Genomic DNA, 19003 nt, shown 5'->3' with positions numbered 1-19003 from the left:
ACCCATGGGACTTCTCGACGACAAGGTCGTCCTCGTCAACGGCGGCAGCCAGGGCGTGGGCGCGGCCATCGCGCGGGCGGCCGTCCGCGAGGGCGCGACCGTGGCCGTCACGGGGCGGCGTACCGAACCCGGTGAGGCGCTGGTGGCCGAGCTGGCCGCCGACGGGGGCAAGGCCATGTTCGTACGGGCCGACCTCGCCGACGCCGACCAGGCGAAGGCGTCCGTCACCGAGGTCGTCGACGCGTACGGGCGGATCGACTGCCTGGTCAACTCGGCGGGGCTGACGTCCCGGGGCACGCTGCTCGACACCACGCCCGAGCTGTTCGACCAGCACATCGCGATCAACCTCAAGGCGCCGTTCTTCGCCATGCAGGCGGCCGTGACGGACATGGTCGCGCGCAGGGCACCCGGCACGATCGTCAACATCATCACGAGCTCGGCGCACGGCGGTCAGCCGTTCCTCGCGCCGTACGTCTCCGCCAAGGCCGGTCTCATCGGCCTGACCCGCAACGCCGCCCACGCGCACCGCTGGGACCGGATCCGGATCAACGGCCTGAACATCGGCTGGACGGCGACCGAGGGCGAGGACGCCACGCAGAAGGCCTTCCACGGCGCCGGCGACGACTGGCGGGACGAGGCCGCCGCCAAGCTGCCGATGGGGAAGCTCGGCCAGCCGGACGAGATCGCCGACTTCGTGGTCCTCCTGCTGTCGGACCGGTCCGGGGTGGTCACCGGCTCGGTGATCGACTGGGACCAGAACGTACTGGGCGGCATGGACTAGGCCCGCTCCCCCTGACTCTCCTCCCGCAAGACCCGCACTGAAGAAAGCGAACACCCCCATGCGAATCGGCATCCTCGGCCTCGGCCGCATCGGCGCCTTCCACGCCGAGACCCTCTCCGGACTCGACGCGGTCGACTCCCTCGTCGTCACCGACCCGTTCGCGGACGCCGCCAAGGCCGCCGCGGAGCGGTTCGGCGCCGAGGTCGTGGACTCGCCCGACGCCCTGCTGGCCGCGGGCGTGGACGGCATCGTCGTCGCCGCCGCGACCGACGCCCACCCGGCGCTGATCCTGGCGGGCGTCGAGGCGGGCATCCCCGTCTTCTGCGAGAAGCCCGTCGCCAAGACCATGAGCGAGGGCGTCCAGGTCCTCAAGGCCGTCCAGGGCACCGACGTGCCGATCCAGATCGGCTACAACCGCCGCTTCGACACCGGTTTCGTCAACGCCCGCGCCGCCGTGCAGGCCGGTGAGCTCGGCAAGCTGCACACCGTGCGGTCGACCACGCTGGACCCGGCGCCGCCGCCGGCCGCGTACATCGCCGCCTCCGGTGGCATCTTCCGGGACTGTTCCGTGCACGACTTCGACATCATCCGCTGGGTGACCGGCCGCGAGGTCACCGAGGTGTACGCCGTCGGCGGCAACAGGGGCGCCGACTACATCAAGGAGGCGGGCGACGCCGACACCACCGGCGCCATCCTCACCCTGGACGACGGCACGATCGCCGTGATCTCCAACTCCCGGCACAACGCCCGGGGTTACGACGTCCGCATGGAGATCCACGGCTTTGAGGACTCCATCGCCGTCGGCCTGGAGGACAAGCTGCCGCTGCGCTCGGTCGAGCCGGGCGTGACCTTCCCCGCCGGCACCCCGCACGACTTCTTCATGGACCGCTTCACCGCGGCCTACCGCGCCGAACTCACCGCGTTCACCGAGGTCGTTGCGGGTACCCGGCCCTCCCCGTGCACGATCGAGGACGCCTTGGAGGCCGGCTGGATCGCGGATGCGTGCACACTGTCGCTGCACGAGCACCGTCCGGTGACGATCGAGGAGGTACGGCAGGGATGAACGACTCGAGCCCGCAGCCGCTGCGCATCGGAGTGCTGGGCGCGGCCCGCATCACCGAGCTCTCCCTCGTCGGCCCGGCCCGCACGACCGGCCACCGCCTCGTCGCGGTGGCCGCGCGCGACCGGTCCCGCGCCGAGGCGTTCGCCGACGAGCACGACGTGGAGCGGGTGGTGGACTCCTACGCCGACCTGCTCGCCGATCCCGAGGTCGAGGTGATCTACAACCCGCTCGCCAACGGCCTGCACGGGCCGTGGAACCTCGCCGCGCTCGCGGCCGGCAAGCACGTCCTGTCGGAGAAGCCGTCGGCGAGCAACGCCGAGGAGGCGGCCGAGGTGCTCCAGGCGGCGACAAAGGCCGGGACCGTCTTCATGGAGGCGTTCCACTACCTCTTCCACCCGGTCACCCGGCGCCTGCACGCGATCCTGGCGAGCGGCGAACTCGGCGAGTTGCAGCGGGTGGAGACCCAGGTGGCGATAGCCGCCCCCGGCGACGCCGACCCCCGCTGGTCGCTGTCGCTCGCGGGCGGCGCCGTGATGGACCTCGGCTGCTACAGCCTGCACGCGGTGCGGATGCTCGCCCCCTGGGCGGGCGGTGCGCCGCGCCTCGTCTCCGCGCGGGGCGGGGAGCGGGCGGGTGCGCGGGGAGTCGACGAGTGGCTGGACGCCGAGTTGGAGTTCCCCGGCGGGGCGACCGCGTCGGCGCGCTGCCACATGGCGTACGACGGACTGGAGATGAGCTGCCGGATCGTGGGCTCGCGGGGTGAGGCGTTCGCGCCGAACTTCGTGCTGCCCCACCACGACGACCGGGTCGTCGTGCGTACGGCGGACGGCGAGCGGACGGAACGGCTGGGCACACGCTCGTCGTACACCTATCAGCTGGAGGCGTTCGCCGCGCACATCCGCCGGGACGCGCCGCTTCCGTTGGACGCGGACGACGCGCTGGCGACGATGCGGCTGATCGACGAGGCGTATCGCGCGGCCGGGTTCGAGCCGCGGCCTCGAACGGCACTGACGGGCTGACACCAGGCACCCACGCACGCGTGCCCGCGGGCACGCACGAGAAGAGGGCCGGGAGCATCTCCCCGGCCCTCAGCCGTCCGCTCGTGTCAGAGCGAGCCGACGGCACGTCGATCCGCGGGTCAAACCGCGTACAGCGCGGGTCTGCCGACGAGTTCCACCGCGACCCGGCCGCCGTCCCGCAGCGACCGTACGCCCGCCTCGCAGACCGCGGCGACCGCGTAGCCGTCCCAGGCGCTGGGGCCCACCACCTCGCCGCGCCGGGTGGCGTCGACCCAGGCCTGGACCTCGCGGTCGTAGGCGTCCACGAAGCGTTCGACGAAGTCCTGGGCGATGGTGCCGCCCCAGCGGCCGGCCGCGTTGGTGACCATGGCGTGGCCGTCGCCGACGCGTGCGGTGCCGCGCTCGCAGACGATCTCGGCCTGGACCTGGTAGCCGAAGCCGCAGTTGACGAAGATCTCGACGTCGACGATCGCACCGCCGTCGGTCTCGAAGAGCACGAACTGCGGGTCCCGGATGCCGTCCGGCGCGTTGGCGGAGGGCGTCGGGGTCAGCACGGTGACGGCCGTGATCTCGTGGCCGAGCAGCCAGCGGGTGACGTCCATCTCGTGGGTCACCGAGTCGTTGATGAGCATCTCGCTGGTCCAGCCGGGCGGGCTGGCGGCATTGCGGTGCCGGTTGTGCAGCATGAGGGGGCTGCCCAACTGGCCCGTCTCCAGCACGGCCTTGAGCTTCATGTACTCGGCGTCGTAGCGCCGCATGAAGCCGACCTGGACCCTGCGGTGGCCGAGCCGCTGCTCGGCCTCCAGGACGCGCAGAGCGGACGCGGCGTCAGGGGTGAGGGGTTTCTCGCACAGCACCGGCAGATCGTGCTCGAAAGCCGTGAGGAGGGCCGCCTCATGGGCCGGTCCGGGGGACGCGACGATCACCGCGTCGACGTCGGCCGCCGCCATCGCCGCGGCCGGGTCGGTGTAGGCGGTGCAGCCGTCGACGCGGGCGGCGACCGATTTGGCGCGCTCCGCGTCGACGTCCACGACTGCGGCCACCCGTGCCCCGCTGGTGACCTCCTGGATGCGGCGCACATGGTCCGCACCCATCTTTCCGGTACCGATGACTGCGACTCCGAGCGTTTCCGGACGCTGGGTCATGACGATCGGCCGTCCTTTCGGGTCGTCAGGCGCCGCAGGACCTCAGGAACTTGCGGGTACGCACCGCGATGGGCAGCGGCTTGTCCGGCTCGCAGGGGTACATGTCCTGCTCGACGATCGCGAACAGATCCACGTTCAGCTTCTGCGCGGCCTCCAGAACCGGCCCCAACTCCGGTACGCCGGACGGGGGTTCGCACATCACTCCGCGCTGGACCGCCGGCCCGAACGGCACCTCGTTCTTGACGACGTCGGCGAGGATCTCCGGGTCGACCTGCTTGAGGTGCAGATAGCCGATCCGCTCGCCGTAGGTCTCGATCAGCTTGACGCTGTCGCCGCCGCAGTAGGCGTAGTGACCTGTGTCGAGGCAGAGGTTGACCAGCTCGGAGTCGGTCGAGTCGAGGAAGCGCTCGACGTGGGCCTCGGTGTCGATGTGGGTGTCGGCGTGCGGGTGCACGACGATGTCGAGGCCGTACGTCTCCTTCACCTCGTGCCCGAGCCGCTCCATGCCCTTGGTCAGGTGGGCCCACTGCTCGCCGGTGAGCTCCGGCGGCTCCAGGATCTCGGCGGTCTTGTCGTCCCGCCAGAAGGAGGGGATCACCACCAGGTGCTTCGCGCCCATCGCCTGGGTGAGCGCGGCGACCTGGCCGACGTGCTCCCAGGTGGACTCCCAGACGGAGGGGCCGCGGTGCAGGCCGGTGAAGACGGTGCCCGCGGAGACCTTCAGGTTCCGCTTGTTCACCTCGTCGGTGAGGCGGGCCGGGTCGGTCGGCAGGTAGCCGTACGGGCCCAGCTCGATCCACGGGTAGCCCGCCTCGGCGACCTCGTCCAGGAAGCGTTCCCAGGGCACCTGTACGGGGTCGTCGGGGAACCAGACGCCCCAGGAGTCCGGGGCGGAGCCGACCCGGATGCGGTCCAGCACAGGGGCCATGTCAGGACTTCCCTTCGGGCGCGGTCGCCACGGGGGCGGTGAGGTCTTCCTCTTCCGGGAGTTCCTCGACGTCGACACCCCGCACCTGCGACAACTCGTGCTTGAGGGCTGCGAGTTCGGTGCCGCCGGCCATGTGGTTGGTGAGTTCCTCGAGGCTGACTTCGTCGCGGGAGGCGTTGAGCTCCATGGTGCCCAGGCGCAGGACGCTGAAGTGGTCGCCGACCATGTAGGCGTGGTGGGGGTTGTGGGTGATGAAGATGACGCCGAGGCCCTTCTCGCGGGCGGCGGCGATGTACTTCAGCACCACGCCGGACTGCTTCACGCCGAGTGCGGCGGTCGGCTCGTCCAGGATGAGGACGCGGGCGCCGAAGTAGACGGCGCGGGCGATCGCCACGCACTGGCGCTGGCCGCCCGACAGGGTGCCGATGGGCTGCTCCATGTCGTCCAGGACGATGCCCATGTTGCGCAGTTCCTGGTCGGCGGTCTTCTTCATCTTCTCGATGTCGAGACGACGGATGGGCCAGGGGCCCTTGGTCATCTCGGAGCCGAGGAAGAAGTTGCGCCACACCGGCATCAGCGCGCAGACCGCGAGATCCTGGTAGACCGTGGCGATGCCCTTGTCGAGGGCCTCGCGCGGGGTGGAGAACCGCACAGGGGTGTTGTCGACGAGGAACTCGCCCTCGGTGTGCTGGTGCAGACCCGCGACGATCTTGATGAGGGTCGACTTGCCCGCGCCGTTGTCGCCCAGCACGCAGGTGACCTGGCTGGGGAACACCTTCAGGTCGACACCGTGCAGGGCACGGATGTTGCCGTAAGCCTTGCCCGCGCCGCGAAGTTCGACGATCGGGCCGTCCTTCTCGGGGGCCTTGTCGGCGATGACGGCACCGTGGGCGCCGGTCTTCTCGGTGGATGTCATGTCGGTCACCTCCTGGTCGCCGTGCGCTGCACGTACAGGTTGATCAGGACGGCGCCGAGGAGCATCACGCCCAGGAACGCCTTGAACCAGTCGGGGTTCCAGCCGGCGTAGACGATGCCCTGCTGCACCATGCCGAACATGAAGGCACCGAAGACCGGGCCGATCGCCGAACCGGCACCACCGGTCAGCAGACAGCCGCCGATGACCGCCGCCGCGATGTAGATCAGCTCCTGGCCGACACCCTCACCCGACTGCACGGTGTTGAACGAGAACAGCTGGTGCATACCGACGAACCAGGCGCCGAAGCCGACCAGCATGAAGAGGGAGATCTTGGTGAAGGTGACCGGCACACCGACCGCGCGGGCGGACTGCTGGTTGCCGCCGACGGCGAAGATCCAGTTGCCGTACTTGGTGCGCAGCAGCACCCACGTGGCGATGGCCGCGAACACCAGCCACCACACCACCGTGATCTTCACGTTGACGCCGCCGACGTCGAAGGACGAGGCGAAGAGCGCCTTGGCCTGGTCGAAGCCGTCCATGTCGCTGATGTCGTCCGTGGCCACGTTGGTGGTGACCAGCTTGGTCACCGCCAGGTTCACGCCCTGAAGGATCAGGAACGTGCCGAGTGTGACCAGGAAGCTCGGCAAGCCGGTCTTGACCAGCAGCCAGCCGTTGAAGAAACCGACCGCGAGGGACACGACCAGGGCGGCGATCACACCGACCCACACGTTCATCGTCAGCTGGTAGCTGAGCATGGCCGCGGTCAGCGCCGAGGTGATCACCGCGACACCGGCCGACAGGTCGAACTCGCCGCCGATCATCAGCAGCGCGACCGGCAGGGCCATGATCCCGATCGTCGACGACTGGTACAGGATGTTGGCCAGCGAGCTGCCGTCCCGCACCGGCGGCGCCGTGATCAGGAAGAAGACCAGCACCGCGACGGCGCCGAGGAAGACACCGACCTCGGGCCGGGCCAACAACCTGAGCGCCAGCGGGCGTTCGGCCGTGCGCCCGTCCTTCGACTTGCCCGGGCCGGGGGCCGGCGGTGTGGTCACCGCCGGCTCAGCCTGTTGGGTCATGCTCGTCACCGGGTTCCCTTCGCGGCGTACTTCTCGATCGTCTCGACGTTCGTCTTGTCGACGAAGGCCGGGCCGGTCAGCACCGGCTGCTCGCCGCCGCCCATGTAGTTGCCGTTGTTCTTGTAGAGCCACAGGGAGTCGATCGCCAGGTAGCCCTGGAGGTAGGGCTGCTGGTCCACGGCGAACTCGATGGAGCCGTCGCTGATCGCTCCGGTCAGTTGCTTGTTGAGGTCGAAGGTGGCGACCTTCGCCTTGCTGCCGGCGTCACCGATCGACTGCGCCGCCGTCAGCGCGAACGGGGCGCCGAGGGTGACGACGTAGTCGAGGTCGCTGTCCTGCTTGAGCTTGGCGGTGATCGTCGACTTCACGGACGGCATGTCGGTGCCGTTGACGTTCAGGTTCTCGACGTCGCCCTCGAAGGTCTTCTTCACGCCCGCGCAGCGCTGCTCCAGGCCGATGTTGCCCTGCTCCTGGACGACACAGACGGCCTTCTTGGCGCCGGCCTCGTTCAGCCGCTTGCCCAGCGCCTCACCCGCCACGTTCTCGTCCTGGCCGAAGAACTCCATCAGGCCGAGCTTCTGCCAGTCGCTCACACCGGAGTTGAGGCCGACGACCGGTATGCCGGCGGCCTTGGCCTTGCTCACGACGTCCTTCATGGCGTCCGGCTTGGCGAGGGTGATCGCGATCCCGTCGACCTTCTGGTCGATGGCGTTCTGCACCAGGTTGGCCTGGGTGCCCGCGTTCGGGTCGTTGGAGTAGATCAGCTCGACGTTGTCCTTCGCGGCGGCAGCCTCGGCACCCTTGCGGACGATGTCCCAGAAGGTGTCACCGGCCGCCTGGTGCGTGACCAGGGCGACCTTCATGCGGGGGGTGTCGGCCTTGCCCGCGGAGGCGCCCTGCGCGCTCTCCTCGGCCTCCTTGCCGCCCGAGCTGCTGGAGCATCCGGCGAGCGTCAGCGCTGCCGCTGCGGCCACGGCCACTGCGGGGGCCAACCTGCGGGAGCGAGAGTAAGAGCGGTCCATCTTTCCAGCACCTCACTGTGCGACGGGGGTGTTGCGACGGGGGAAAGGGACGATCACTGGGATCGATGGCCCGGACGAGTGGGAGAAGCCCGGGTCGTGTGCCGTGGAACACGGCGGTTTCGCTGAGACGGGATCCAAGTCCCTGGATGCGCGCGCTGTCAATACTTTGTTAAGACATCATTTCACAAGCAGGTCCGAATGTAAGTACAAAGTATTGACAGCGTCGGCCTCCACGACCTACACCTGGGAGGCGACAGGCCCCCTGGGGGCCCCACCCCCAGCCCAGCTCTAGGAGCGTTGCGCATGGCCGAGTCAGCCAAGCCCTTCGACTTGATCACGATGGGAAGGATAGGAGTCGATCTCTACCCCCTGCAGTCTGGCCTACCTTTGACGCAGGTGGAGACGTTCGGCAAATTCCTCGGAGGCTCGGCCGCGAACGTCGCCGTAGCCGCCGCCCGGCTCGGCCGGACCACCGCCGTGATCACCCGCACCGGCGACGATCCCTTCGGTGCCTACCTGCACGAGGCCCTCAAGGACTTCGGCGTCGACGACCGCTGGGTGACGCCCGTCGCGGCGTATCCGACGCCGGTGACGTTCTGCGAGATCTTCCCGCCGGACGACTTCCCGTTGTACTTCTACCGGCAGCCTAAGGCGCCTGACCTGGAGATACATTCCGACGAGCTGGACTACTGGGCCATCCGATCGGCCCGCGTCTTCTGGATCACCGGCACCGGCCTGAGCGAGGAGCCGAGCCGCTCCGCCACCCTCGCCGCCCTCAAGGCGCGCGACAAGGCGGGCACCACCGTCTTCGACCTCGACTGGCGCCCGATGTTCTGGCGCGACCCCGAGGAGGCCCGCCCGTACTACACGGAGGCCCTGCGGCACGCGACCGTTGCGGTCGGCAACCTCGACGAGTGCGAGGTCGCCACCGGGGTCCGCGAGCCGCGTGCGTGCGCGCAGGCGCTGCTCGCGGCCGGCGTGGAGCTCGCGGTCGTCAAGCAGGGCCCCAAGGGCGTGCTGGCGGTCCACCGCGACGGCACCGAGGCCGAGGTGCCGCCGGTGCCGGTCGAGGTGGCCAACGGTCTCGGCGCGGGCGACGCCTTCGGCGGCTCGCTGGTCCACGGGCTGCTGTCCGGCTGGGATCTGGCCGAAACCATGCGGTACGCCAACGCCGCCGGCGCCCTCGTCGCCTCCCGCCTGGCCTGCTCCTCCGCGATGCCCACCGAGTCCGAGGTCGAGGAACTCCTCGCGCAGAAGTCGTGACGGCCGCCGAGCCACCCCTGAAACGGAGCTTCCTTTGAGCATCACCATCCCCGACCTCACCGCGATCAGAGCCCGGCACCCCGAGGCGATCGCCGAGGCCGCGGCCCGCCGGGTGCGCCGCCCGCTGATCGGCGACAGCGGGCGCCTGATGATCGTGGCCGCCGACCATCCGGCCCGCGGCGCCCTGGGCGTCGGCGGCCGCCGGCTGGCCATGGCCGACAGAGCCGATCTGCTGGAACGTCTCTGCATCGCGCTGTCGCGGCCCGGGGTGGACGGAGTGCTCGCCACCGCCGACATCCTGGAGGACCTGCTGCTCCTCGGCGTCCTCGACGACAAGGTTGTCATGGGCTCCATGAACCGCGGGGGCCTGGCCGGAGCCTCCTTCGAGATGGACGACCGCTTCACCGGCCACCGCGCCGAGGACATCGCCCGGCTGCGCTTCGACGCGGGCAAGCTGCTGGTCCGGATCGACTACGACGACCCGGGCTCGCTGACCACCCTGGAGTCCACGGCCCGCGCCATCGACGCCATGGCCGCGCTGCGGCTCCCCTTGTTCGTCGAGCCGTTCATCTCCCGGCGGATCGACGGCACGGTGCGCAACGACCTGTCCGCCGAGGCCGTCACCAAGTCGATCGCCATCGCGTCGGGCCTGGGCGGCACCTCGGCGTACACATGGCTGAAACTGCCCGTCACCCATGACCCCGACGACATGGCCGAGGTTCTGGAGACGTCCACGTTGCCCGTCGTGCTGCTCGGCGGTGAGGTCGGGGGCTCCGCCGAAGAACAAGCGGGGGCCTACGAGCGCTGGCGCAAGGCGCTCCGGCTCCCCACCGTCCAGGGCATGGTCGTCGGCCGCTCGCTGCTCTACCCGGCCGAGGGCAGCGTGGAGACGGCGGTGGACACGGCCGTCGGCCTGTTGTGACCCGGAGGAACCAGATGACGTATCACCTTCCCGCGGGAAAGGCGCTCGGCGGCCCCTACGTCGTGGACGTCACGCCCGAGAAAGCCGGCTGGGGCTACTCCAGCCTGAAGGTCCTGGAGCTGCCGCCCGGCGGCTCGCACGCCTTCGACACCGGCGACAGCGAGTGGATCGTGCTGTCGCTGAACGGTGGCTGCACGGTCGAGACGACCGACGACTTCGGCCACGACACCTTCCGCCTCACCGGCCGTGACAGCGTGTTCAGCGGGGTCAGCGACTTCGCGTACGTGCCGCGCGACGCCCGTACGACCGTCTCGTCCAGCAGCGGCGGACGGTTCGCGCTGACCGGCGCGCGCTGCAGCCGGCGGCTGCCCGCCCGCTACGGGCCGGCGTCGTCGGTGCCGGTGGAACTGCGCGGCACGGGCAACAGCAGCCGCCAGGTGAACAACTTCGGCGCGGCCGGTGTCTTCGAGTGCGACAAGCTCATCGCGGTCGAGGTCATCACCCCCGGCGGCAACTGGTCGTCCTTCCCGCCGCACAAGCACGACGAGCACCGCCCCGGCGAGGAGTCGGTGCTGGAGGAGATCTACTACTTCGAGTTCGCCGACCACGAGGGCACCCCCGGCCTCGGCTACCAGCGCGTCTCCCCGTCCGGACACGGCCGGAACACCGACGTCCTGGCCGAGGTGCGCGGCGGCGACGTCGTACTGATCCCCGACGGCTGGCACGGGCCCTCCATGGCGGTGCCCGGCCACCACATGTACTACCTCAACGTCATGGCGGGCCCCGAGGCCGACCGCGCCTGGCTGATCTGCGACCACCCCGATCACGCCTGGGTCCGCGGCACCTGGCCGGACCAGCCCGTCGACCCCCGTCTCCCCCTCTACACCGCTCCGTCCCAGTGAGGTCCCCGATGAGCCAATCCACCGTCCGCCTGACCGTCGCCCAGGCGCTGGTGCGGTTCCTGTCCGTCCAGTACACCGAGCGTGACGGCGTACGGCACCGGCTGGTCGCCGGCACCTGGGGCATCTTCGGCCATGGCAACGTGGCCGGCCTCGGCCAGGCCCTGCTCCAGGCGGGCGAGGACGTCATGCCGTACCACCAGGGCCGCAACGAGCAGTCCATGGTGCACGCGGCCGTCGGCTACGCCCGTCAGCTCAACCGCCTCTCCGCACAGGCGGTCACGACGTCGATCGGTCCGGGCGCCACGAACCTGGTGACCGGAGCGGCCCTGGCGACGATCAACCGCCTGCCCGTCCTCCTGCTCCCCGGCGACTACTTCGCCTCGCACGCCCCCGACCCGCTGCTCCAGCAGCTGGAGCACCCGACCGAGGCGGACCTGTCGGTCAACGACACCCTGCGCCCGGTCTCCCGGTACTTCGACCGGATCACCCGCCCCGAGGCCCTGATCCCGTCCGCGCTGAACGCCATGCGCGTGCTCGCCGACCCGGCCGAGACCGGAGCGGTGACGCTGGCCCTCCCCCAGGACGTCCAGGCGGAGGCGTACGACTGGCCGACGGAGTTCTTCGCCGAGCGCGTCTGGTACGTACGACGCCCCGCGCCCGACCCGGTCGAGCTGACGGCGGCCGTCGAGGCGATCCGGGCCGCCGAGCGCCCGTTGATCGTCGCGGGCGGCGGCGTCCACCACAGCGAGGCCGAGGGCGCGCTGAAGGCCTTCGTGGAGGCCACCGGCGTCCCCGTCTCCTCCACCCAGGCGGGCAAGGGCTCGCTGCGCCACGACCACCCCGCCGACCTCGGCGGCATCGGCCACACCGGGACGTCGGTCAGCGACGACGTCGCCCGCGCCGCCGACCTGGTGATCGGCGTCGGCACCCGGTACACGGACTTCACCACCGCCTCCGGCACCCTCTTCCAGAACCCGGACGTGCGCTTCCTGAACCTCAACATCACGGGCTTCGACGCACACAAGCTGGCGGCACGGACGCTGGTCTGCGACGCGCGGGCAGGGCTCACGGCCCTGACGGAGGCGCTTTCCGGCCACCGCGTCGAGGCCGCGTACGAGGCCGAGTACCGGGCCGGCAAGGAGCGCTGGGACGCGGTCGTCGAGGCCGCCTACCGTGCCGACGACGAGAGTGCCGTACCGACGCAGACCCAGGTGCTGGGCGCGCTGGACGCGGTGGTCGGGGACGACGACGTGGTCATCAACGCGGCCGGTTCGCTCCCGGGTGACCTGCACAAGCTGTGGCGGTCGCGCTCCCCGCGCCAATACCACCTGGAGTACGGCTACTCCTGCATGGGCTACGAGATCCCAGCCGGCATCGGCATCCAGCAGGCCGCCCCGGACAGGGCCGTATGGTCGCTGGTCGGCGACGGCACCTACCTGATGATGCCGACGGAGATCGTCACCGCGGTCCAGGAGGGACTGCCGGTCAACATCGTCCTGATCCAGAACCACGGCTACGCCTCCATCGGCGGGCTGTCCGCCGAGACCGGCGCCGAGCGCTTCGGCACCGACTACCGCTACCGGGCCGCCGACGGCACCTTCACCGGCGCTCCGCTCCCGGTCGACCTCGCCGCCAACGCGGCCAGCCTCGGCATGGACGTGCTGCGCGCCAAGACGGTGCGCGAGCTGCGCGAGGCGCTGGCCGCGGCCCGCGCCTCCGACCGGCCGACCTGTGTCTACGTCGAGACGGACATCCTCAACCCCACCTCCCCCGGCCCCGAGGCCTGGTGGGACGTGCCCGTCGCCGAGGTCGCCTCCCGCGAGGCCGCCGTCGAGGCCCGCGAACGCTACGACCGGCACGTCGCCGGACGCCGCCACCACCTCTGATCGCCGTCACCCCCTCTCAACTCCCCGCACACGAAAGGCCTTTCGCACGATGAAGACCCTCACCCACTGGATCGACGGCAAGCCCGCCGAGAGCACCTCCGGCCGCTTCGGCGCCGTCTACAACCCGGCCACCGGCGCCCAGGAGAAGCAGGTCGCCTTCGCGTCCGTCGACGAGGTGGACGCCGCCGTCGCCTCCGCGAAGGCCGCGTTCGAGAGCTGGGGCCAGTCCTCCCTCGCCAAGCGCACCGCGATCCTCTTCAAGTACCGCGAGCTGCTGGACGCCCACCGCGACGAGATCGCCGAGCTGATCACCGCCGAGCACGGCAAGGTGCACTCCGACGCCCTCGGCGAGGTCGCGCGCGGCCTGGAGATCGTGGAGCTGGCCTGCGGGATCAGCGTGCAGCTGAAGGGCGAGCTGTCGACGCAGGTCTCGACCCGGGTGGACGTCGCCTCGATCCGCCAGCCGCTGGGTGTCGTCGCCGGCATCACGCCGTTCAACTTCCCGGCCATGGTGCCGATGTGGATGTTCCCGCTGGCCATCGCGTGCGGCAACACCTTCGTGCTCAAGCCGTCCGAGAAGGACCCGTCGGCGTCGTACCGGCTCGCCGAGCTGGCCACCGAGGCAGGGCTGCCCGAGGGCGTGCTGAACATCGTGCAGGGCGACAAGGTGGCCGTGGACCGGCTTCTGGAGCACCCGGACATCGAGGCGGTGTCCTTCGTCGGCTCGACGCCGATCGCGAAGTACATCCAGCTCAAGGCGGTCGAGCACGGCAAGCGCGTGCAGGCCCTCGGCGGCGCCAAGAACCACATGCTGGTGCTGCCCGACGCCGACCTCGACTTCGCCGCCGACCAGGCGATCAACGCCGCCTACGGTTCGGCGGGCGAACGCTGCATGGCCGTGTCGGTCGTGGTCGCGGTCGGTGACACGGGCGACGAGCTGGTCGGCAAGATCGCCGAGCGGGCGAAGAACCTGCGCATCGGTCCCGGCAACGACCCGGCCTCCGAGATGGGCCCGCTGATCACGCGCGAGCACCGCGACAAGGTGGCGTCGTATGTGTCGTCGGCCGCCGAGCAGGGCGCCGAGGTCGTCGTCGACGGCACCGGCTACTCGGTCGACGGCCACGAGGACGGCTTCTTCATCGGCGTCTCCCTGCTGGACCGGGTGCCGCTGACGGCGGACGCCTACCGGGACGAGATCTTCGGTCCGGTGCTGGCCGTGGTGCGCGCGGAGACGTACGAAGAGGCCATCAAGCTGATCAACGACTCCCGTTGGGGCAACGGCACCGCGATCTTCACCCGCGACGGCGGCGCCGCCCGACGCTTCCAGCTGGAGGTCAAGGCGGGCATGGTCGGCGTGAACGTGCCGATCCCGGTGCCGGTCGGCTACCACTCCTTCGGTGGCTGGAAGGACTCGCTCTTCGGCGACCTGCACATCTACGGCAACGACGGCATCGCCTTCTACACCCAGGGGAAGGTGATCACCACGCGCTGGCCGGACCCGTCCGACGGCGGCATCAACCTCGGTTTCCCCAGCAACTCCTGACACCCCGACCGGGAGGTCGTCCCATGGCGAAGACCCGCGGCTCCGCACGTGCCGTGTCCGCCTCAGCGCTGGACTCGCTGGACTTCGCCCTGGACCGGGGCAGTCCGGTGCCGCTGTACTACCAGCTCGCGCAGCAGCTGGAGACGGCGATCGAGCACGGGGCCCTCGCTCCGGGCAACCTCCTGGGCAACGAGGTCGACCTGTCGGTACGGCTGGGCCTGTCCCGGCCCACCGTCCGGCAGGCGATCCAGTCCCTCGTCGACAAGGGGCTGCTGGTCCGGCGGCGCGGGGTGGGCACCCAGGTGGTGCACAGCCAGGTGAAGCGCGGTCTGGAACTCAGCAGTCTCTACGACGACCTGGAAGCCGCCGGACAGGGCCCGACCACGGCGGTCGTCCGCAACGAGCGCGTCCCGGCGACCGCCGACGTCGCCGCCGCGCTCGGCATCGCGGAGGGCGCGGAGGTCACGCTCCTGGAGCGGCTGCGCTGCACGCACGGCCAGCCCGTGGCCATCCTGTGCAACTACCTGCCCGCGAGCCTGCTCGACCTCGGCACCGCGCGGCTGGAGTCGACCGGCCTGTACCGGATGATGCGCGCCGCCGGCATCACCCTGCACAGCGCCCGCCAGACCATCGGCGCCCGCTGCGCCACCGACGAGGAGGCCGAGCGCCTCGACGAGAAGGAGGGCGCCGCGCTGCTGACCATGCAGCGCACGGCGTACGACGACACCGGCCGGCCGGTCGAGTACGGCACCCACATCTACCGCGCGTCCCGGTACGCGTTCGACTTCCAGCTGCTGGTCAGACCCTGAGGCTCGCGGTGGTCACGGCTTGAGGCCCTGCGTGAACGGCGTGACCGGCCGCTGCAGGCGTGCGCCGTCCAGGACGATGTCCACGGCCTCGTTGTAGAAGGCCAGCAGCCCCTTGACGGGGCCCACCGCGGGCAGCGGCTCGGCGTAGCTCCAGACGATGTTGCGCGGGACCTCGCCCTCGCCGCTCCAGTTCCAGTACTGGGCCGTGCCCTTGTACGGGCAGCCGGTGCTGTGGTCGGTCGGCTCGAACAGGTCGAGTCGGACGTCCTCGCGGGGCAGGTAGTACCGCGTCGGCAGCCCGGTCTCGAACAGCAGCACCGGGCTGTGGCTGTCCGCGACGACGGTACCGGCGATCTCGACCTGGACATGGCGGCTGCTGGGCATGGCGTCCACCCGTTTGTGCGGGTCGCGCGGGTGGATGAAGATCTCTTCCTCCTCCTCGTACCAGTGGTCGAGGCCGCTCCCCCAGCGCCAGAACCACTCGAAGGCGATGTGGTCCGCGAGGTCCGCGGCGGGGAACGTCCACGCCGCGTTCTCCACCAGCTCCACGCCGGCTTCGAGGTCGTAGAAGATCTGCGATCCGGTGTGCTTGCCGGTCTGCGGGTTCTTGGCCGGGCGGAGGAGATCCGTGCGAACCTCCTCGCGCGGGAACGCGTAACAGGGCACGGGCAGATCGGGTTCCCAGACCAGGAGGGGGTGCCGGCTGTCGACGACGGTGACGTCGCCCTTGCGGCCACGCACCCAGCGCTCGCTGGGCTCCCAGAGGAGGCCTTCCGGGGTCGTACGGACGTTGCGCTCGTTGGGAAACAGAGGCATGGCCCACTCTCCTTCGGCTCCTCTTCGGAGCGTACTCCCGGCGCGTTCAGTGGGCCGCGTCGAGCCGGGCCCGCTGCTCCGGGGTCAGCTCCAGGTCCACGGCGGCCAGGTTCTCCTCCAGCTGGGCCACGGACGACGCCCCGGCGAGCGGGACGATCGGCAGCTCGGCGCCGATCTGCCAGGCCAGGACGACCTGGTTGACCGTCGCCCCGCGCTCCCGGGCGACCTCGCGCAGGACCTTGAGCCGGGCCGGAGTGCCCGCGTGGTCGAAGTCCTGGGGCAGCCGGTCGGGGTGCGTGTAGGCGCCTTTGAGCAGCGGCGAGTAGGCGACCAGGGTCAGGGCGGGCTCGGCGCGCAGATAGCTCAGCAGCTCCGGGCCGGCGTGGCCGAGGCTGCCGTCGGGGAACAGGTCGTCCGGCACGTCGAGACGGGGCCGCAGATGGCTGTGGGCGTACTGGAGCACCTCGTAGCCGGGGAGGCCCGCCGCCGCGGCGAGGGCGCGGGCCCGCTCGACGCGCCAGATGGCGTGGTTGCTGGCGCCGAGGAGACCGACGGTGCCCTCGGCGACCAGCTCGGCGAACCCCTCGACGGTCTCCTGCAGCGGAACCCTCTGGTCCTCGATGTGGGCGTAGAGCAGGTCCAGCTTCGCCACGCCGAGCCGGTCGCGGCTGCGCTCGGCGGACTCGCGGATCACCTTCGCCGAGAGGCCCTCCGCGTTGTCGATGTATCCGGTGCCGGGGGCCAGCGGTCGCGCCCCGAGCTTGGTCGCGAAGACGATCTCGTCCCCCACGCCTCGGCTGCGCCGCCACCGTCCCAGCAGTTCCTCGCTCTCGCCGCCCTGACCGCCGTCGATCCAGAAGGCGTAGTTGTCGGAGGTGTCGATGAAGTTCCCGCCGGCCTCGACATAGCGGTCGAGTACGGCGAAGGAGGTCGCCTCGTCGGTCTGCGAACCGAACAGCATCGCGCCGAGCGCGAGCACGCTGACCTCGCGGCGGTTCTTCGGGTCGGTGCCGATGGTGCGGTACTTCATGGCCGGGTCCCCTCCCGTTCGTGCACCCCGATCTGGGGGCACGAACGGGAGTGTTCATCCTGAAGCGCACTTCAAGTCAAGGCAGTGCGCGGCGAATTCAGGCGTCAGGACGCGAACGGCCCGTCCAGCGCCGCCCATTGCAGCAGCATGATGGTCTTGGCGTCGGCGATCTCCCCGGACCTGATCATCTCCAGGGCCCGCCGGAAGGGCAGTTCGAGGATCTCGATGTCCTCGCCCTCCTCGTCGAGGCCGCCGCCCTCATGGGTGTGGGTCGAGGGGCCGTATGCGGCGGCGTAGAAGCTGACGCGTTCGGTGACCGAGCCCGGGCTCATGTAGACGTCGAAGACGTGCTGGACCTCGCCGATGGTGTGCCCGGTCTCCTCCACCACCTCGCGACGTACGGCGATCTCCGGGTGCTCGTCATCGTCGTCGAGCAGCCCGCCCGGCGTCTCGACGAGCATCCCGTCGGGGTGCCCGTTGACGTACACCGGGAAGCGGAACTGGCGGGTGAGCAGGACGGTTTCGCGTTCCGCGTCGTACAGCAGCATGGTCGCGCCGTTGCCCCGGTCGTGCGTCTCGCGCTGCTGGGTGCTCCAGGTGCCGTCGGCGTGCTGGAAGTCGAAGGTCGTTGCGCGCTCGACGTACCAGTGGCTGGAGAGCAGCGTCACGTCCCGCACCTTGACGCGGGGATTGCCGGTCAGGTCCCGGCCTGCCTGGTCGAGCCCGGTGCGGCCACGACGGTCGGGTGTGTCGACGCCGGCGGTCATCGGGCACCGGCCCGGTGGATGAGCGAGTTGGTCATGGCCCGCTTCTACCATTTCGGGGCGCGGGGCGTCGCGGAGGACGGGTTCTGGCGCGACGGTACGACGGTGATGACCCCGTTGCCGATCTTCTGCCCGGTCTCGACATGGCGGTGGGCGTCGGCTGTCTGAAGGGCCTGGCCGCCCGGTAGGCACAGCCCGCCCGGTGGCCCGTACCAGCTGTGCACGGCGGCCTTCATGGACGCACCCTGGCGGGGAGCGGGCGATCGGCACCGTCATCCGGCGAGGCGGGGGTGGATCGGCCGGACCGGTCGAAGAGAGCGTGGTGCGCGATGAAGCTGGTGCTGCAGGAGTTCCTGACGCTCGACGGTGTGTCCCAGGGCCCGGGGTCGCCGGACGAGGACACCAGCGACGGGTTCACCAGGGGCGGCTGGTTCGTGCCGCACCTGGACGAGGAGTTCGAGCGCCTGGCCGGCACCTGGCTCGACGAGGCGAACGCCTTCCTGCTCGGCCGCCGCGCCTACCAGAACTTCGCGCGGGACTGGCCGAACATGTCGAGTCGACGGGGCTGCCGGACTACGGGACCTACGGGGCCGACGCCTGAGGGTGAGGCGCGGGGACCATTCGGACGCCGGGCCGCGTGCCAGGGCCCCGTGTGGTGGTCCGCTGGGAGTGGCCCCGGAAATCCCGGACGGTGCAGGCGAAGGAGACGACGGCATGTTCGGACAGTCGAAGGCGTTCAGCGGCTTCTCGGTCGACGATCTCGGCAAGGCTCGTGAGTTCTACGGCGAGACCCTCGGCCTCTCGGTGGAGGAGACCGGGCAGGGCGACATGAGGCTGCTCACCATCAAGCTGGGCAGCGGCGCCAGCGTCTTCGTCTACCCCAAGGACAACCACACCCCCGCGAGCTTCACCATCCTGAACTTCCCCGTGGACGACATCGAGGCGGCCGTCGACGGCTTGACGCAGCGGGGCGTGCGCATGGAGCGCTACCCGGAGTTCGAGGCCGACGACAAGGGCATCGTCCGGGGCCCCGAGGGACCGGCGGGGATCGCCTGGTTCACGGACCCGGCGGGCAACGTGCTGTCCGTGCTCCAGGAGAACTGACCCCGATCCCG

At 70.4% G+C, this 19003-nt stretch carries 19 protein-coding genes; 10 read left to right on the top strand and 9 right to left on the bottom strand.

Annotated elements, in window-relative coordinates; all coding sequences use genetic code 11:
• The first annotated feature begins 4 nt into the window (after positions 1-4).
• From BLU79_RS37690 to BLU79_RS37680, 3 genes are read left to right on the top strand one after another with little or no spacing between them, the layout of a single operon-like run.
• Positions 5-781, top strand: a complete 777-nt coding sequence (locus tag BLU79_RS37690; RefSeq protein ID WP_093910515.1) for an SDR family oxidoreductase — start codon at positions 5-7, stop codon at positions 779-781.
• Positions 782-839: 58 nt separating this feature from the next.
• Positions 840-1844, top strand: a complete 1005-nt coding sequence (locus BLU79_RS37685) for a Gfo/Idh/MocA family protein (RefSeq protein WP_093910514.1) — start codon at positions 840-842, stop codon at positions 1842-1844.
• Complete coding sequence (locus BLU79_RS37680) at positions 1841-2863, top strand: Gfo/Idh/MocA family protein (protein WP_093910513.1); 1023 nt, start codon at positions 1841-1843, stop codon at positions 2861-2863. Before BLU79_RS37685 ends, BLU79_RS37680 begins: the two co-directional genes overlap by 4 nt.
• Positions 2864-2982: 119 nt before the next feature.
• Here the strand turns inward: BLU79_RS37680 and BLU79_RS37675 are convergent, their stop codons facing one another.
• From BLU79_RS37675 to BLU79_RS37655, 5 genes are read right to left on the bottom strand one after another with little or no spacing between them, the layout of a single operon-like run.
• Complete coding sequence (locus BLU79_RS37675) at positions 2983-4008, bottom strand: Gfo/Idh/MocA family protein (RefSeq protein ID WP_093910512.1); 1026 nt, start codon at positions 4006-4008, stop codon at positions 2983-2985.
• A 25-nt stretch (positions 4009-4033) separates the two neighbouring features.
• Positions 4034-4936, bottom strand: coding sequence for a sugar phosphate isomerase/epimerase family protein (locus BLU79_RS37670; RefSeq protein WP_093910511.1), 903 nt, complete (start codon positions 4934-4936; stop codon positions 4034-4036).
• A gap of 1 nt (position 4937) precedes the next feature.
• On the bottom strand, positions 4938-5852 hold the full coding sequence (locus BLU79_RS37665) for an ATP-binding cassette domain-containing protein (protein ID WP_093910604.1): 915 nt from the start codon (positions 5850-5852) through the stop codon (positions 4938-4940).
• A 5-nt stretch (positions 5853-5857) separates the two neighbouring features.
• A complete protein-coding gene (locus tag BLU79_RS37660) occupies positions 5858-6931 on the bottom strand; it encodes an ABC transporter permease (protein WP_177001331.1) in 1074 nt (357 codons plus the stop codon).
• Positions 6932-6936: 5 nt separating this feature from the next.
• On the bottom strand, positions 6937-7953 hold the full coding sequence (locus tag BLU79_RS37655; RefSeq protein WP_093910509.1) for a sugar ABC transporter substrate-binding protein: 1017 nt from the start codon (positions 7951-7953) through the stop codon (positions 6937-6939).
• A 303-nt stretch (positions 7954-8256) separates the two neighbouring features.
• Here BLU79_RS37655 and iolC point away from each other — a divergent pair, with 303 nt between their 5' ends.
• From iolC to BLU79_RS37625, 6 genes are read left to right on the top strand one after another with little or no spacing between them, the layout of a single operon-like run.
• Positions 8257-9216, top strand: a complete 960-nt coding sequence (gene iolC, locus BLU79_RS37650; RefSeq protein ID WP_093910508.1) for a 5-dehydro-2-deoxygluconokinase — start codon at positions 8257-8259, stop codon at positions 9214-9216.
• Positions 9217-9250: 34 nt separating this feature from the next.
• Positions 9251-10138 (top strand): Cgl0159 family (beta/alpha)8-fold protein, encoded by an 888-nt coding sequence (locus BLU79_RS37645; RefSeq protein ID WP_093910507.1) that lies wholly within the window; start codon positions 9251-9253, stop codon positions 10136-10138.
• A 14-nt stretch (positions 10139-10152) separates the two neighbouring features.
• Entirely contained in the window at positions 10153-11040 is an 888-nt protein-coding gene (gene iolB, locus BLU79_RS37640) for a 5-deoxy-glucuronate isomerase (RefSeq protein ID WP_093910506.1), read from the top strand.
• An 8-nt stretch (positions 11041-11048) separates the two neighbouring features.
• On the top strand, positions 11049-12926 hold the full coding sequence (iolD, locus tag BLU79_RS37635; protein ID WP_093910505.1) for a 3D-(3,5/4)-trihydroxycyclohexane-1,2-dione acylhydrolase (decyclizing): 1878 nt from the start codon (positions 11049-11051) through the stop codon (positions 12924-12926).
• A 49-nt stretch (positions 12927-12975) separates the two neighbouring features.
• A complete protein-coding gene (locus BLU79_RS37630) occupies positions 12976-14469 on the top strand; it encodes a CoA-acylating methylmalonate-semialdehyde dehydrogenase (RefSeq protein WP_093910504.1) in 1494 nt (497 codons plus the stop codon).
• A 23-nt stretch (positions 14470-14492) separates the two neighbouring features.
• The gene (locus tag BLU79_RS37625; protein WP_093910503.1) at positions 14493-15278 is read left to right on the top strand and encodes a GntR family transcriptional regulator; all 786 of its coding nucleotides are present in this window, start codon (positions 14493-14495) and stop codon (positions 15276-15278) included.
• Positions 15279-15290: 12 nt separating this feature from the next.
• On the opposite strand, the gene BLU79_RS37620 is transcribed toward BLU79_RS37625, so the two are convergent.
• The 4 genes from BLU79_RS37620 to BLU79_RS47915 all read right to left on the bottom strand — a co-directional run bounded on the left by BLU79_RS37620 (position 15291) and on the right by BLU79_RS47915 (position 18124).
• Positions 15291-16094, bottom strand: coding sequence for a DUF427 domain-containing protein (locus BLU79_RS37620; protein WP_093910502.1), 804 nt, complete (start codon positions 16092-16094; stop codon positions 15291-15293).
• 46 nt (positions 16095-16140) lie between these two features.
• A complete protein-coding gene (locus BLU79_RS37615; RefSeq protein WP_093910501.1) occupies positions 16141-17124 on the bottom strand; it encodes an aldo/keto reductase in 984 nt (327 codons plus the stop codon).
• A gap of 104 nt (positions 17125-17228) precedes the next feature.
• Positions 17229-17891 (bottom strand): NUDIX domain-containing protein, encoded by a 663-nt coding sequence (locus BLU79_RS37610; RefSeq protein WP_093910500.1) that lies wholly within the window; start codon positions 17889-17891, stop codon positions 17229-17231.
• A gap of 44 nt (positions 17892-17935) precedes the next feature.
• On the bottom strand, positions 17936-18124 hold the full coding sequence (locus BLU79_RS47915) for a hypothetical protein (protein WP_143052551.1): 189 nt from the start codon (positions 18122-18124) through the stop codon (positions 17936-17938).
• Positions 18125-18602: 478 nt separating this feature from the next.
• On the opposite strand from BLU79_RS47915, the gene BLU79_RS37600 reads away from it, so the two are divergent.
• Positions 18603-18992: a VOC family protein gene (locus BLU79_RS37600; protein ID WP_093910499.1), complete on the top strand. Its 390-nt coding sequence runs from the start codon at positions 18603-18605 to the stop codon at positions 18990-18992.
• The last annotated feature ends 11 nt before the right edge of the window (positions 18993-19003 follow it).

The organism is Streptomyces sp. cf386, from assembly GCF_900103585.1.
GTDB lineage: Bacteria > Actinomycetota > Actinomycetes > Streptomycetales > Streptomycetaceae > Streptomyces.
This window is presented reverse-complemented; position numbering and strand designations above follow the sequence as displayed.